Genomic DNA, 14027 nt, shown 5'->3' with positions numbered 1-14027 from the left:
GGACGGCGGCTGAGCGGACTGGCGCGATAGACCTGGCGGCGCTAGCTGTAACCGACCAGCAATCCGCCGATGTGAGGCCCCGCGATGCAGCTCCACGACCTGACCGTCCCGGTCTATATCCAGATGCTCGGCACGCTATCCGGCCTCGTCGTCAAGGCGGCGGACAGCGGCAATGCCGAGGCCTTGTTCGCGGCTCGGCTCGCGCCCGACATGTTTCCCCTGGCCACGCAGATCCGCTTTACCTGCGGCCAGGCGGGCGAGGCAGTGCAGCGGCTGACCGGCAAGGCCTTTACCGCTCCAGCGGAGGACGACGCCACGCCGTCCGCCGCAAAGGCGCGGATCGCCGCGACCCTCGCCTATCTCGAGCAGGCAACGCCCGATGATTTCGCCGATCCCGAACTGCCGGTCGAGCTCGCCCTGCCCAACGGAATGACCTTCGGCATGACTGCCGAGCAATACGTGCGCGACTGGGCGATGCCGCAATTCTACTTTCACCTCGTCAGCGCCTACGCGATCCTTCGCCAGCAGGGCGTGCCGATCGGCAAGGCCGACTATGTCCCGTACATGGCCCGCTATCTGGTGAGCGGGCCGGCGCTGGGCTGACCCGGATGGTGCGTTACCGCCCCGCACTGCGAATGCTTGCGGCATGCCTTGCGCTGCTTGCCGGTTTCGTGGACGCGGTCGGGTTCCTCCGCGCGGGGGGCTACTTCGTCTCCTTCATGTCCGGCAACTCCACGCGCCTGGCGGTCGATGCCCAAGCAGGGCTTGGCGGTGTCCTGATACCGCTGGGCCTGATCGGTGGGTTTGTCGGCGGCGTGATCCTGGGTGCGCTGGCAGGGCGCGCGGCGGGGGCGCGCCGAAAGCCCGCCGTACTGGGGCTGGTGGCGCTGCTTCTCATCGGCGCTTCGATTGCGGCAAGGGTCGGAGCGCCTGCGCTTGTCCTCGAAGCCTTGGTGCTGGCGATGGGCGCGCTGAACAACGTGTTCCAGCGCGATGGCGAAGTGGCGATCGGCGTGACCTACATGACCGGCACGCTGGTGCGGCTCGGCCAGGGTGTCGCTGCGCGGATCGGCGGCGAGGAAGGCACGTCGTGGCTGTTCAACCTGGCATTGTGGGCGTCGCTGGTCGCCGGAGCGATCGCAGGCGCGGCGGTGCAGGTCCACGCCCCGGCGCTGAGCCTGCCGCTGGCGGCCTCGTGGGCGGCTGCGATGACGGCATGGGCCGTCCGCCTCACCGCAAATCCGCCCGCCGGTCAGCTTTCCGAAGGGGCGATCCCGGCCTGAATCGCGGCGGCGTGATGGCGCGCGTTCTCGACATAGTGGGCAACCCCGCCGCGCATCCCGGCAATGGCTGGTTCGGGCAGGTGGCGCATGTATGCGGCGGGGCGGCCGCTCCACAATTCGCCCGAGGGGATTTGCTTGCCCGGGGTCAGCATCGCGCCGGCGGCGAGCATCGCGTCGCTGCCGATGCGGCACTTGTCCATCACGATTGCGCCGAGCCCGACAAATGCCCGGTCGTCGAGAATGCAGCCATGTACCATCGCCATGTGGCCGATCAGCACGTCCTCGCCAATCAGGGTGGGCGAGCCTTCGGGATCTCCCGGACGCGGCGGGTCGCAGTGGATGACGCTGCCGTCCTGCACGTTGCTGCGCGCGCCGATGACGATGCGGTTCACCTCGGCGCGGATCACGCAGTTGTACCAGACGCTCGCCTCTTCGCCGATCGTCACGTCGCCGATGATCCGGCACCCGGGCGCGATGAACGCGCTCGGATGGATTTGCGGCGACTTCCCGTGGATCGCGATGATGCTGACGTCGGGACGGTGCGGGCCGGTAGTCATCAGAACAGGCTTCCCCAAATGTTGCGCCAGCGGACCGCAGGCAGGATCGATGCGTGGTCGTCGCTCCATGCCCGCGTTGACGGGTCGCGGACAAGCGCTTCCCATCTTGCGTCCGTTCCCGCCAGATTCGCAATCGTCGCCGGCTGCCGGGCGACGGCGACCCATACCGAAGGCGCCAGCGCCGGGTCAGTCGTGTTGTCGGTCAGAACCCGCGCGGTCAGTCCGCGTTCGGCAAAGCCTGCCGAAAGCTGGGGCTCGAGCTCGAAATAGCGGTTCGAGATATGAAGGAGGAGGATGCCTTCCTTCTGCAATGCGCGCTCGTAGATTCCGATCGCCTCGGCAGTGAGCAGATGGAGCGGAATCGCATCGGACGAGAACGCGTCGATCGCCAGCACGTCGAAGCTCGCCGCCGGCTCGCGCGTCAGCATGAGCCGTGCGTCGCCCAGCCGGACAGCCGCGTCGGATGCGCAATCGGACAGAAATGTGAACTTGCGGGCAGTCGACAGCGCAAGAACCGCCGGATCGATCTCGAAGATCGTCCAGCGCTGTCCGGGGCGCCGCCAACAGGCCAGCGTTCCCGTCCCCAGCCCGACGATCCCGATCTGCGCCCGCTCGCCAAACCATTCGGGGGCCCGGGACAGCACCCTTCCGACACCCGACGTCGGACCGTAGTAAGTAGTGGGCTGGAGGCGCCGCGCGTCGGTAAACTGCATCCCGTGCAGCGTCGTCCCATGCGAAAGCAGCCGCTTACGCAGTTCGGGGTAATCGAGAACGGTATAAACCCCGAAGTAGCTGCGGGTCCGGCTTCCGGCGAGAGAGGTCTGGATCGTGTCGATTCCTCCTTGCGCCAGCATCAGCAGGGCCAGCACCGTCATCAGCGCCCAGCGCCGGTCGGCCACCATGATCCCGCAGAAAAGGATGCCTGCCGACAGCGCCAGCTTGATGAGGGCCGGCGCGCCGAACCAGCCTTTGAATAGGACCCAGGCAAGGCCCGCCCCAAGCATCACGATCACGATGGTGACGATCCGGGCCGTATCGGTGCCGATCCCCGGACTCTCGCGCCAGCGCAACAGCGGGCGCAGCGGCAACAGCAGCGCCGCGGTGAGCACCAGCATCGGGTGCTCCCAGACCCAGTCGAACAGGACCGGTGCGAGCAGCGCCGCGAACAGCCCGCCAAGGGCGCCGCCCGCGCTCATCACAAGGTAAAACAGCGTCAGTCGCTCCGGCGGAGGGCGCAATTCGTAGAGCCGGGAGTGCAGCGCCACGGCCACGACGAAGAGCAGGACCAGGCTCGCCACCGCGACCAGAAGCGAGCTGTTGTTGCGGCTGACAAGAGCCAGCCCTCCCGCTCCGATCAGCGCCACGGGCGCGATCGACGTCACGAAGGCCGACACGCCGCGCCGCTCGGAGAAGGCCGGGACGAACGAGAGGAGATAGAGTCCGAGCGGGATGACCCACAGCAACGGCATGGCGAAAAGATCGGTCGTCAGGTGCGTCGTCGTCGACAGCATCAGGCCCGACGGCACCGCTGCCAGCGCCAGCCACATGGCAATGCGCCGCCGCGGAATCGATGGCGAGGGTCCGGCATTCGCCTCAATCAGCGGACGGTCGTGCCAGCGCGCACGGGCGGCGAGCACGATCAGGGCGATCAGGACCGCATATCCTACGCTCCAGCCCCAAACTTGGATCCGCAGTGGCAGCAGCGGCTCGACCAGCAGCGGGTAAGCGATCAACCCGGCGAAGCTGCCGAGATTGGAAGCCGCGTAGAGCGGATAGGGGTCGCTCGCCGCCCTGCTTGCGGAAAACCAGCGCTGCATGAGCGGCGCCTGGGCTGAGACGAGAAAGAAGACGGGGCCGATCGAACTGGCCAGGAGCAAGGGGACCCACCACGCTTCCTGCCCCGCTCCCGGCGGCGCCATCGCGGCCAGGTGAACCGGAAGCGTGAACGTCGCCACCAGCAGGAGGCCTAGCTGTATCATCGCCTGGCGCGCAACCGGCCAGCGCGAGAGCCAGTGGGCATAGGCATAGCCGCCGAGCAGAAGCGCCTGGTACACCAGCATCGCGCTGTTCCATACCGCGGGCGCGCCTCCGAGCCGGGGCAAGGCCAGCCGCGCCACCATCGGCTGGACGAGGAACAGGAGAAAGCTTCCCGCCAGCACCGTCGCAACGAACAGGCCGCGCTGCGCGGTCGACGCCCGTTCCGAGCCCGCTGCGCTCATGCGGGGCGTTCGATCCGGTACAGGACGTGGCGGCGCAAGGGGTCGCCTTCGGGCACCGACGGATGATCGAAATCTGCGCCCTCGTCGCGCTTCATGCCGATCCGGTCCATCACCGCCTGGCTTCGCACGTTCTCGGGAACGGTGATCGCGACCACGCTCATCGCCTCCGGGATGTTGTCCCAGGCCCACTGGAGCGAGGCCCTTGCCGCTTCGCTGGCAAAGCCCTGGCCCCAGGCGTCGCGCGCCAGGCGCCAGCCGATCTCCACTTCGGTAAGGGGCGGCCGGGGCGCCATCAGGCCGCAAAAGCCCAGCACGGCCCCGTCCTCGCGTCGTTCCACCGCCCAGAAGCAGTATCCGTCGCGCCCCTGTGCGGCCATGAGCCGGTCGATGACGTTGTCGCTTGCCGCCCTGTCGAGTGCTGGCAGGTAGCGCATTACCTCTTCGTCCTGCGCAAGCGCAAAAAACTGGTCGCGATCCGCGTCGCTCCAGGGGCGAAGGCGCAGGCGAGCGGTTTCGATCACTGGGCCATCAACCTCGCGGCGTGCGCAGCATGATAGGTCAGCACGCCCGAGCAGCCCGCGCGCCGGAACGCGAGCAGCGTCTCGAGCACGAGGGCATCGCGGTCCCCGGCGCCGGCTGCGGCCGCAGCTTCGATCATCGCGTATTCGCCGCTGACTTGGTACGCGAACACGGGCACCTCGAACCGCGCCTTTACCCGCGCCACGATGTCTAGATAGGGCAACCCGGGCTTCACCATCACGCTGTCGGCGCCTTCCGCAAGGTCCAGGGCGACCTCGCGCAAGGCCTCCTCGGCGTTCGCCGGGTCCATCTGGTAGGTCTTCTTGTCGCCCTTGAGCAATCCGGCCGAGCCCACGGCATCGCGGAACGGACCATAGAAGGCCGAGGCGTATTTCGCCGCATAGCTCATGATCTGGACGTTGCCGTGGCCCTCGCGCTCCAGCGCAGCGCGGATCGCGCCGATCCGGCCATCCATCATATCGGACGGAGCGATGATGTCGGCCCCCGCAGCCGCCTGGTTCAAGGCCTGGCCGACCAGCACCTCGACCGTATCGTCGTTCGTGACGTACCCGCCGTCGTCGACGAGGCCGTCCTGCCCGTGCGTCGTATACGGATCGAGCGCGACATCGGTCAGCACGCCGATATCGCTTCCGCAGGCGTCACGAATCTCGCGGATCGCACGGCACATGAGGTTGTCGGAGTTGAGAGCCTCCTTGCCAGTTTCACTCCGTCGCTCAGGCTGGGTGTTGGGAAACAGGGCGATGCACGGGATGCCCAGCGCCACCGCTTCCCGGGCGCGGGCAGCGATGCCGTCGACCGACCAGCGCGAGACGCCAGGCAGCGATCCGATGGGTTCTTCGGCACCTCGCCCCTCGGTAACGAACAAGGGCCAGATCAGGTTGGCCGGCGAGAGCGAGGTTTCGCGATGGAGCGCGCGGCTCCAGCCGGTCGAGCGGGTGCGGCGCAGGCGCAGCGCGGGATATGAAGCGGTGGTCATGCGCGAGCGCTTCTGCCGTAAAACGGCGTTGGTGCAAAGCGCCGGCGCCCGCCGCCAACGCGCTTACTGACCGGCGGCGTCGCTCAGGCGGTCGATTTCGCGCGCTGGTGTCGCGTTGCCATGCTGCTGGCCGATGCTCGCCAGCGCTGCGCCGGGCTTGACCTGCTGCAGCGCGGCCAGCCGCGCCCGGAATGAGGCCAGTTCGGCCCCTTCGAGCTGGGCATGGCTGACGAACTGGACCGAGCCCGGGTTGACCGGGCGACCGTCGCGATAAAGCTCGTAGTGAAGGTGCGGGCCGGTCGACAGGCCGGTCGAACCGACATAGCCGATGACCTGCCCCTGGCGCACGCGCATGCCCGGCGAAACCGCGATCCGGCTCATGTGGCCGTAGCCCGTGCCGATTCCGCCGCCATGCTCGAGTCGAACGTAATTGCCGTGGCCGCCGTGGCGCCCCGCGAACGACACGACGCCGTCGCTCGTCGCGTAGATCGGCGAGCCGTAGGCCGCCGCGAAATCGATCCCCGCGTGCATCCGCACGAAACCCAGGATCGGGTGGCGCCGCAGACCGAAGGTCGAGGTAATGCGTCCGTTCACCGGCGCGCCAAAGCCGCTGCGCTGCTGTCCGATTCCGCTGGCTTCGTAGAATTGGCCGTCGCTGCCCCACTTGAGCAGTTGGGCGCGCGGCTTTCCGGCGCTGCTCAGCCCGGCATAAAGCAAGTCGCCAGTCTCGCTCTCGCCGCTAGCCGAGCGCTTGTAATCAACCACGATGTCGAATTCATCGGCCGGGCTCATGTCCTGCTCGAGGTTGAGGTGCTGGTCGAGCGTGCGCAGGTATTGCTGGATGGCCTTGACCGGCGCGCCCGCCGCGCGGGCCGAGCGGTAGAGGCTGTTGCCGACGATTCCGCGGATCCGCAGCGGCGTGGAATCGACCGCAATCGGCTGACGTACGAGCGCCAGCGCATTGCCGCGGCGTTCGATTGCAAGGCTCAGGTCGAACCGGGCGCGAAAGGCCAGGTCGTCGAGCGGACGTGGCATGGCCGGTCCCGTGCGGCGGCCCAGGGTAAGGTCGAAGCGGGTGCCAGGCGCGATCTGGTCGAGCGGGATCGCTGCGTTGACCAGTGTGGAGATCCGGGCGGCGTCCTCGGCGCCGACACCGGCACGTTGCAGCATCCGCCCGAAGCTGTCCCCCTGGCCGAGCGTAGCAGTGAGCTGCAGCGTCGGGCGCTCTGGAGCGTTGGCCAACGGGACCACCGCCGCGGTCGCTCCCATGTGCCGTCCCGAATCGCCTCCGTAAGCGAGCGGCACGATCATCTGACTGCGAAACTCGTCACGCGTCGCGCTGGTGAGGCGCATCGCGGGCGCGGCCTCGACCGGGTCGAAACTGGGCCAGAAGAACAGCGCCAGCGCGCCCAGCACGAGCATCGTTCCGAGGCCGCGAAACCACCGGGCGCTGCCGACGTCGATGGCGAGGTCGGGAACCCAGTCGAGATCGCGGACCGCCGCCTCGATGTCGTGGCGCCATTCGTGAGCGAGCTGTCCGATCGCCTTGCGGCGGCCGCGGCGCAATTTCGCGGGCACGCGGCTTTCGGCGTGGGAATCGTCGGGCGCGCGAAGGAGTTGCGAGAACGACAGCGAGGCCGGAGAGAGCGCGGCCGTGCCCGACGCGCCGAAGATGCGCGCGTCGATACCTGCGGCCAGCTGCTCACGCCCCTTGTACAAGAACGCCCCTTCCACGTTCGTCCGGGGGCGATCCACTCCACCCGGAAACGACCCTGCGCGCCGGAAAACGTCCGTCCGCGCCCTCCCGCGCTTTTGCGCCGGTAAAGTTAATGTCGACTTAAATCACTGATTGTCGAAGGGCCAGCGTTAAAGCCCGCAAGGCTCGTTCCGGCGCGCCGCCTCTTGAAGCGGACGTTGGCGCCTGCCACATCCTTGTCCATGAAGACGGGTTCGCCCAACCGGTCCCGCTCGCAAGTGACGGGGGACTCGCGCATCCGCGCTGTGCTGGGCCCCACCAATACCGGCAAAACCCATCTCGCGATCGAACGGCTCTGCGCGCATTCGAGCGGAGCGATCGGCTTTCCGCTGCGCCTTCTGGCGCGCGAGGTGTTCGACCGGGTGCGTGCGATAAAGGGCGATTCGCAGGTCGCGCTGATCACCGGCGAGGAGCGGATCGAGCCCAAGGACGCCCGCTGGCTGCTGTGTACGGCCGAGGCGATGCCCGTTTCCGCCGACCTTGCCTTCGTCGCGCTCGACGAAGCGCAGCTCGCCGCCGATCCCGAACGCGGCCACACCTTCACCGATCGCCTGCTGAACGCCCGCGGGCGCGAGGAGACGATGCTCCTGGGCAGCGCCACGCTCGAGCCGATGGTCCGCGCCCTGGTGCCCGAGGCCGAAGTGATCGCGCGGCCCCGCTTCTCGACCTTGTCGCACATCGGCCCCCGCAAGCTGTCGCGGATCCCGCCGCGCAGCGCGATCGTCGCGTTCTCGGCCGAGCAGGTCTACGCCGTGGCCGAGATGCTCCGCCGGTTCCGCGGCGGGGCGGCAGTGGTCATGGGAGCGCTGAGCCCGCAGACCCGCAACGCGCAAGTCGAGCTCTTCCAGTCGGGCGAGGTCGACTACATCGTCGCCACCGATGCGATCGGCATGGGCCTCAACCTCGATATCGGACATGTCGCGTTCGCGGGCCTGAGCAAGTTCGACGGGCATCGCCAGCGCCGCCTGACCCCTTCCGAAATGGCCCAGATCGCCGGGCGCGCCGGACGCCACCAGCGGGACGGGACCTTCGGCACGTTATCTGGCCAGGGCGGCCACGGCACCGACGCGGAATTCGCGCCCGAAGAAATCTACGCGATCGAGGAGCATCGTTTCGCCCCGCTGACGCACCTGTTCTGGCGCGAGGCCGAGCCGCGGTTCGACGATCTGGCGACTCTGATTGCCGACCTTGAGGCCCCACCCCTCCACCCGGCGCTGCGCGCCGCACCGACCGCTGTCGATCTGGCGGTGCTGAAGCATCTGGCAGAGGATCCTGTCGTCGCTGGAGGCGTGCGGGGGCCGGCGCTGGTAAGGCGCTTCTGGGAAGCCTGCTCGCTGCCAGACTTCCGGCAACTCGGCCCGGACCAGCATGCCCGCTTCGTCACGCGCCTGTGGCAGGATCTTTCCGCCGGCAACGGCTATCTGGGCGCCGACTTCGTGGCCCAGCGGATCGCCGAGCTCGACCGCACCGGCGGCGACATCGACACGTTGCAGGCGCGCATCGCGACGATCCGCAGCTGGGCCTACATCGCGCAGCGGCCCGACTGGGTCCTCGCCCGCGACGAGATGGCAGCGCGAGCGCGGGCCGTGGAGGCGCGGTTGAGCGACGCCTTGCACGCGCGCCTGACCGAGCGGTTCGTCAACCGGCGCACCACGGTCCTGATGCGCAAGCTGGGCCAGGACAGCGCGCTCCTCCCAGTTTCGCTCGAAGAAGGCGACGTCGTGGCGGTGGACGGCGAGCCGATCGGGCGGCTCGATGGATTTCGCTTTCACGTCGATCCCGCCGCGCGCGCGGGCGACCGCAAGCTGCTGCTCGCCGCTGCCGAGCGTCACCTGCCCGAATTGCTCGACAAGCGGCTTGCCGCGCTTTTGGCGGACCTCGACCACGGGGGCGGAGGTTTGAAGCTCGCTGGAGACGGGCAAATTCTCTGGGAAGACAAACCCGTCGCTTGCCTCGAATCGGGAAGATCGCTGCTCCGCCCGCGCGTTCGGCCTGACCCCGCACTCAATACGCTGGGTCCGGCTCGCGATGGCCTGGCCCTCCGGCTCGAAGAATGGCTCGAGCGCACGATTGCCCGCGACCTCGCCCCCTTGGGCAAGGTCGAAGCCGCCGGGACGGCGCTCGAGGCCGGGGCAAGCCTGCGCGCGCTGGCCTTGCGCCTTGTCGAGCATGGCGGCGTCCTTCCGCGCGAATCGGTAGATTTCGACCAGTTCACCCGCGACCAGCGCGAACGACTGCGAACGCTGGGCGTACGCACCGGCGGTCTCGACATATTCATGCCCGCTATGCTCAAGCCCGCCCCGCTCGCGCTCTGGTCCACGCTGGCCCAGATTCGCGGCCTGGCCGCTGCACGACCCAGCGCGCAGTTCGAGCCGGTGCGGGACTCGCATGCGACCGGCTATCGGCGGCTGGGGCGTCAGTGGCTGCGGGTCGACCTTGCCGACAAGCTTGTCGCTCGCGCCCACCTCGTGCGCGGCGCGGCGCCCTGCCGGCGTTTCCGGCTCGATCCCGGCGATGCCCAGTCGATGGGGCTGTCGACCGCAAGCTACGCGCAGCTCCTGCGCCTGGCCGGGTTCAACGCGCGGGTGCCGGCGCCGCACGATGCGCTGCGCTTTGGCCCGCCCGCGCCGTTGCTATGGGATTGGCGACCGCCGCACCGGGACAATGCCCGGCGAAAGGTCCCGCCGCAGGTTCACGTCCGCGCGCCTGCGACCGGCCACTTCGCCGCGCTGGCGGAGTGGGGCGCCCGATGACCGATCCTGGCGGCACGCTGCGGATCGACCGGCTGCTGTGGTTCCTTCGCTTGGCGCGCACCCGCTCTGCCGCCCAAGCGTGGATCGCGTCGGGCCATGTCCGCCGCAACGGACGCCGGGTCGAGCGGACTTCCCAGCCGGTCGCGCCGGGCGACGTTCTCACCTTGCCGATCGGCACGGGCGTGCAGGTTGTCGAGGTAGTCGCGATGCCTCGCAGGCGCGGACCGCCGGCCGAAGCGCGCGGCTGCTATCGCGTGCCCGGTGAAGATGCCGGACATCAGGCGCTTGACGATTCCGGGCAGATGGCCATAGCACCGGGCGCAACGCAGGGCATCGGTGTCCGCGACAACAACGAAGTTCGTGAAGGGGACCTGCAGCCATGACCTATGTCGTCACCGACGCCTGCATCAAGTGCAAGTACATGGACTGCGTCGAGGTCTGCCCGGTCGACTGCTTCTACGAAGGCGAGAACATGCTGGTGATCAATCCCAGCGAATGCATCGACTGCGGGGTCTGCGAGCCCGAATGCCCCGCCGAGGCGATCCTTCCCGACACCGAGAATGGCCTCGAGCAGTGGCTTGAGCTGAACACGAAGTTCAGCGCCGAGTGGCCGAACATCACGACCAAGAAGGATTCGCCCGAGGACGCCGACGAGCACAAGGGCGAAGAAGGCAAGTTCGAGAAGTATTTCTCGCCCGAGCCCGGCGAAGGCGACTGAGTCGCCCGGCCGCCGCGCCTAGCGCCGGTGGTTCGCGGAAAATCGGCTGAATTCAGCGCTTTTCTGCCCCACGCGCCGCATCGGCGCGCGGGGGTGGAAATTTTATTGCCGATCTGCTATATAATCGGTCAAGCGGCAGTCCTCCGGGTCCATGACGGGCGTCGGGGTGTGCCGTCATCTTCTAGAGCAGGACACGTACAGCCAGGCTACGATCGATGCGCGCCGCGACCGGTCCCGCACGGGATCGACCGCTCGCCAGCCTTGCGCCTCTCCGCGCGCACGACATCGCTCCTCCCCCTCGCTCCCGTCCCGCGACGAAAGGACAATGCATGGCGGTCAAGGCCTTCGCCTTCGATGTGGGTGATTATGTCGTCTATCCCAAGCATGGGGTAGGCCGGGTTATCGAGCTTCAGAGCGAAGAAATCGCCGGCATGCAGCTCGATCTCTATGTCCTTCGGTTCGAGAAGGAGCGGATGACGCTTCGCGTACCGGTGAACAAGGTCGAATCGATCGGGATGCGCAAGCTGTCCTCGGACAAGACGCTGCGCGAGGCGCTCGACACTCTCAAGGGCAAGCCCAAGGTCAAGCGCACGATGTGGTCGCGCCGGGCCCAGGAATACGAAGCGAAGATCAACTCCGGCGATCTCGTCTCGATCGCCGAGGTGACCCGCGACCTGTTCCGCGCCGACGATCAGCCCGAGCAGTCCTATTCGGAACGCCAGATCTTCGAGGCCGCATCGTCTCGCCTCGCCCGCGAACTCGCGGCGATGGAGAAGACCGACGAGCCGACCGCACTGCAGAAGATCCTCGCGATCCTTAACGAACACGCGCCCAAGTATTACGAGGCCGCCTCGGTTTGATTTAAGGACTTTTGCATCACCAGAGAGGGCCGCCGGGCAACCGGCGGCCCTTTTCGTTGGGCCGGGCCCCCGCGCATCGTCCCATGTCGTTCGTCGATCACGGCATCCATTTGGCCGAGCTCAATTGTTGCCTATTCCCGCATGGTGTATTGTCACCCTAATACACAGTCACCATCAATCGATCATTCGCTCGGGGAGTTAGCAGGCATGATCAGGCATTTCTTCAAGGCGGTCGCGCCCGTCGCAATGGTAGCAGTTATCGCGGCACTGGGCGGCTGCGACCTCGCCAAGGTCAGCATCAACGGCGAGGAAGGCAAGAAGCTCGCCGACCTCGACCTTACGGCGGAAACGCCGCACGATCTCGTCCTGCTTGGCCCGGACACCGTTCGCATCACGCGCGGCGACAAGCTGGCGATCGCCATCGAAGGCGACAGCGCGGTCGCCGAAAACCTGCGCTTCACGCTCAAGGACGGCACGCTCGGCATCCTGCGCAAGGACAAGCCGTGGAGCGGCGATAACGGCAAGGTAACGGTCAACGTGACCATGCCCGATCCGGTCGGGCTGACGATGGCCGGGTCCGGCGTGATCGAATCGCAAGCGCTGTCGTCGGCCGACGCGAAGATCAACATCGTCGGTTCGGGATCGGTGGCAACACCAGTGGTCGCGGCGGAGAGCCTGAAGGTCAACATCGCCGGCTCGGGCAGCTATCGCGCTGCCGGCACCGCCAAGAACCTCAAGCTGACGATCGCGGGCAGCGGCGACGCGCGCCTCGACGCCTTGAAAGTCGAGGATGCGAAGGTCGATGTTGCCGGATCGGGCGACAGCACTTTCGCCTCGGATGGGTCGGTCAAGGCCAACATCATGGGATCGGGCCAAGTGCGCGTGCTCGGCCGCGCTACCTGCAAGGTATCGAGCATGGGTTCAGGTCGTTTGGTGTGCGAGCCCGGCCCGGACGCTGAAGGGACCGCCAAGCCTGCCGGTCAGCCCGCCGCCTGACCGGTTCGCCGCCCGGTTCACGATCGCGTAATCCCGTGCTGCTAGGGCTTCGGCCACTAACAGCCCGGGATCGCACATGAAAACTCTGCAGCCACTGATGCTTGCGCCCCTCGGCGCGCTGTTGCTCTCCGGCTGTCTCGCAAAGACGGCGCTCGATGTGGTCACCCTGCCCGTGAAGGTCGCGAGCAAAGGGGTCGATCTTGCCACCACCAGCCAGTCGGAAGCCGACGAGAAGCGCGGTCGCGAGATCCGCAAGCGCGAGGAAAAGCTCGGGCAGCTCGGCCGCAAGTACGACAAGCTCTCGGCCAAGTGCGCGCACGGAGACACGGACGCCTGCGCCGAGGGAGAAAAGGTCCGCGCCGAGATGGATGCGCTCTCACCGGGAATCCCGATCGAGCGCTAGCCCGCCGCGGCTCGGCGCAACCTGTCGTTTATCGCCACGCCGATGCCGTGTTCGGGCACCCGAGCGACCGCGATCCGCGGCTCAGGCGCGGCGTCTGCCGCGTGGAGGCAGGCGTAGAGCGCCGCCGCCGCTTCGGCGAGATCGCCGCGCGGCGACAGGCTCGCGTTTCCGGCGACCGGGCCGAAACCGATCAGGTATTCTCCTTCCTGGGCATTGACCGCGTCGAGCCGGACCGGCTTTGAGGGCGCGTAATGACTGGCGAGTTGGCCCGGGGCCTCGATTCCCGGGTTCGAGACGATGACCTCGTTTTCCGCCCCGAGGATTTCGGCAATCCGATCCTTCTCTAACGGACCTTCACGAAGGACCTGCCACCCAGCCCCTTCGCGCAGAGCGACGATGGTCGATTCGATTCCACGCTCGGTCGGGCCACCGTCGATGACCAAAGGTAGCGCGGCCCCCAGCGATGCCGCGACGTGATGTGCGGTCGTCGGGCTGATCGCGCCGCTTCGATTGGCTGAAGGGGCCGCAAGCGGCAAACGGACCAAGGCCAGCAGATCGCGCAGAACCGGATGCGCCGGGCACCGCAGGGCGATGGTCGGTAACCCCGCGCTTACCGCCGGCGCCAAGCCCGCATTGGCCCGGCGCGGCAGCACCAGCGTAAGTGGACCCGGCCAGAACGCCTGAGCGAGCGCCATCGCCCGATCATCGAACTGGGCGAGTGTTCTGGCCTGCGCAATATCGAGGACGTGGACGATCAGCGGATTGAAATCCGGCCGACCCTTGGCACGATAGATCGCCGCGACCGCCTCGGCGCTGTCGGCCCGGGCCGCGAGCCCATAGACGGTCTCCGTCGGCACGGCGACGAGACCACCCGCGACAATCATCGCAGCCGCTTCTGCAAGCGCCTCGGGCCCGGCAATGCGCGGCATCCCGGCCGGCGAGGAGGTCTTGGTTGCGGGCATGCGC

14 protein-coding genes are annotated in these 14027 nt (G+C 67.6%); 8 read left to right on the top strand and 6 right to left on the bottom strand.

Annotated elements, in window-relative coordinates; translation table 11 throughout:
* The first annotated feature begins 84 nt into the window (after nucleotides 1–84).
* The gene (locus ACFO0A_RS02645; RefSeq protein ID WP_379537429.1) at nucleotides 85–603 is read left to right on the top strand and encodes a DUF1993 domain-containing protein; all 519 of its coding nucleotides are present in this window, start codon (nucleotides 85–87) and stop codon (nucleotides 601–603) included.
* Between the two features lie 5 nt (nucleotides 604–608).
* Entirely contained in the window at nucleotides 609–1283 is a 675-nt protein-coding gene (locus ACFO0A_RS02640; RefSeq protein WP_379537428.1) for a YoaK family protein, read from the top strand.
* Here ACFO0A_RS02640 and ACFO0A_RS02635 read toward each other — a convergent pair.
* The 5 genes from ACFO0A_RS02635 to ACFO0A_RS02615 form a co-directional block, all read right to left on the bottom strand.
* Nucleotides 1253–1840, bottom strand: coding sequence for a gamma carbonic anhydrase family protein (locus ACFO0A_RS02635; protein WP_379537427.1), 588 nt, complete (start codon nucleotides 1838–1840; stop codon nucleotides 1253–1255). The genes ACFO0A_RS02640 and ACFO0A_RS02635 overlap by 31 nt on opposite strands.
* Nucleotides 1840–4059, bottom strand: coding sequence for a spermidine synthase (locus tag ACFO0A_RS02630; RefSeq protein WP_379537426.1), 2220 nt, complete (start codon nucleotides 4057–4059; stop codon nucleotides 1840–1842). The genes ACFO0A_RS02635 and ACFO0A_RS02630 overlap by 1 nt, the downstream gene beginning before the upstream one ends.
* Complete coding sequence (locus ACFO0A_RS02625) at nucleotides 4056–4580, bottom strand: GNAT family N-acetyltransferase (RefSeq protein ID WP_379537425.1); 525 nt, start codon at nucleotides 4578–4580, stop codon at nucleotides 4056–4058. The genes ACFO0A_RS02630 and ACFO0A_RS02625 overlap by 4 nt, the downstream gene beginning before the upstream one ends.
* Entirely contained in the window at nucleotides 4577–5575 is a 999-nt protein-coding gene (gene hemB, locus ACFO0A_RS02620; RefSeq protein WP_379537424.1) for a porphobilinogen synthase, read from the bottom strand. Before hemB ends, ACFO0A_RS02625 begins: the two co-directional genes overlap by 4 nt.
* A gap of 63 nt (nucleotides 5576–5638) precedes the next feature.
* The gene (locus ACFO0A_RS02615) at nucleotides 5639–7330 is read right to left on the bottom strand and encodes a M23 family metallopeptidase (protein WP_379537423.1); all 1692 of its coding nucleotides are present in this window, start codon (nucleotides 7328–7330) and stop codon (nucleotides 5639–5641) included.
* Nucleotides 7331–7513: 183 nt separating this feature from the next.
* On the opposite strand from ACFO0A_RS02615, the gene ACFO0A_RS02610 reads away from it, so the two are divergent.
* The 6 genes from ACFO0A_RS02610 to ACFO0A_RS02585 all read left to right on the top strand — a co-directional run bounded on the left by ACFO0A_RS02610 (nucleotide 7514) and on the right by ACFO0A_RS02585 (nucleotide 13061).
* The gene (locus tag ACFO0A_RS02610; protein WP_379537422.1) at nucleotides 7514–10084 is read left to right on the top strand and encodes a helicase-related protein; all 2571 of its coding nucleotides are present in this window, start codon (nucleotides 7514–7516) and stop codon (nucleotides 10082–10084) included.
* The gene (locus tag ACFO0A_RS02605) at nucleotides 10081–10467 is read left to right on the top strand and encodes an RNA-binding S4 domain-containing protein (protein ID WP_379537421.1); all 387 of its coding nucleotides are present in this window, start codon (nucleotides 10081–10083) and stop codon (nucleotides 10465–10467) included. The genes ACFO0A_RS02610 and ACFO0A_RS02605 overlap by 4 nt, the downstream gene beginning before the upstream one ends.
* A complete protein-coding gene (gene fdxA, locus ACFO0A_RS02600; protein ID WP_379537420.1) occupies nucleotides 10464–10802 on the top strand; it encodes a ferredoxin FdxA in 339 nt (112 codons plus the stop codon). The genes ACFO0A_RS02605 and fdxA overlap by 4 nt, the downstream gene beginning before the upstream one ends.
* A gap of 329 nt (nucleotides 10803–11131) precedes the next feature.
* Nucleotides 11132–11662: a CarD family transcriptional regulator gene (locus tag ACFO0A_RS02595; RefSeq protein ID WP_379537419.1), complete on the top strand. Its 531-nt coding sequence runs from the start codon at nucleotides 11132–11134 to the stop codon at nucleotides 11660–11662.
* Nucleotides 11663–11869: 207 nt separating this feature from the next.
* Nucleotides 11870–12658: a head GIN domain-containing protein gene (locus ACFO0A_RS02590; protein WP_379537418.1), complete on the top strand. Its 789-nt coding sequence runs from the start codon at nucleotides 11870–11872 to the stop codon at nucleotides 12656–12658.
* A gap of 76 nt (nucleotides 12659–12734) precedes the next feature.
* A complete protein-coding gene (locus ACFO0A_RS02585; RefSeq protein WP_379537417.1) occupies nucleotides 12735–13061 on the top strand; it encodes a hypothetical protein in 327 nt (108 codons plus the stop codon).
* On the opposite strand, the gene ACFO0A_RS02580 is transcribed toward ACFO0A_RS02585, so the two are convergent.
* On the bottom strand, nucleotides 13058–14023 hold the full coding sequence (locus ACFO0A_RS02580) for an L-threonylcarbamoyladenylate synthase (protein ID WP_379537416.1): 966 nt from the start codon (nucleotides 14021–14023) through the stop codon (nucleotides 13058–13060). The genes ACFO0A_RS02585 and ACFO0A_RS02580 overlap by 4 nt on opposite strands.
* Nucleotides 14024–14027 lie beyond the last annotated feature (4 nt).

Origin of the sequence: Novosphingobium tardum (assembly GCF_042652045.1) — a bacterium.
Taxonomy (GTDB): Bacteria; Pseudomonadota; Alphaproteobacteria; order Sphingomonadales; family Sphingomonadaceae; genus Novosphingobium; species Novosphingobium tardum.
The sequence above is the reverse complement of the archived record's forward strand: the minus strand, read 5'-3'. Positions and strand labels throughout refer to the sequence as shown.

Excerpts from the sequence above, each read along its gene's own strand:
- ACFO0A_RS02645 (WP_379537429.1), top strand. The coding sequence starts at position 85 with ATGCAGCTCCACGACCTGACCGTCCCGGTCTATATCCAGATGCTCGGC.
- ACFO0A_RS02640 (WP_379537428.1), top strand. The coding sequence starts at position 609 with ATGGTGCGTTACCGCCCCGCACTGCGAATGCTTGCGGCATGCCTTGCG.
- ACFO0A_RS02635 (WP_379537427.1), bottom strand. The coding sequence starts at position 1,840 with ATGACTACCGGCCCGCACCGTCCCGACGTCAGCATCATCGCGATCCAC.
- ACFO0A_RS02630 (WP_379537426.1), bottom strand. The coding sequence starts at position 4,059 with ATGAGCGCAGCGGGCTCGGAACGGGCGTCGACCGCGCAGCGCGGCCTG.
- hemB (WP_379537424.1), bottom strand. The coding sequence starts at position 5,575 with ATGACCACCGCTTCATATCCCGCGCTGCGCCTGCGCCGCACCCGCTCG.
- ACFO0A_RS02610 (WP_379537422.1), top strand. The coding sequence starts at position 7,514 with ATGAAGACGGGTTCGCCCAACCGGTCCCGCTCGCAAGTGACGGGGGAC.
- ACFO0A_RS02605 (WP_379537421.1), top strand. The coding sequence starts at position 10,081 with ATGACCGATCCTGGCGGCACGCTGCGGATCGACCGGCTGCTGTGGTTC.
- fdxA (WP_379537420.1), top strand. The coding sequence starts at position 10,464 with ATGACCTATGTCGTCACCGACGCCTGCATCAAGTGCAAGTACATGGAC.
- ACFO0A_RS02595 (WP_379537419.1), top strand. The coding sequence starts at position 11,132 with ATGGCGGTCAAGGCCTTCGCCTTCGATGTGGGTGATTATGTCGTCTAT.
- ACFO0A_RS02590 (WP_379537418.1), top strand. The coding sequence starts at position 11,870 with ATGATCAGGCATTTCTTCAAGGCGGTCGCGCCCGTCGCAATGGTAGCA.
- ACFO0A_RS02585 (WP_379537417.1), top strand. The coding sequence starts at position 12,735 with ATGAAAACTCTGCAGCCACTGATGCTTGCGCCCCTCGGCGCGCTGTTG.
- ACFO0A_RS02580 (WP_379537416.1), bottom strand. The coding sequence starts at position 14,023 with ATGCCCGCAACCAAGACCTCCTCGCCGGCCGGGATGCCGCGCATTGCC.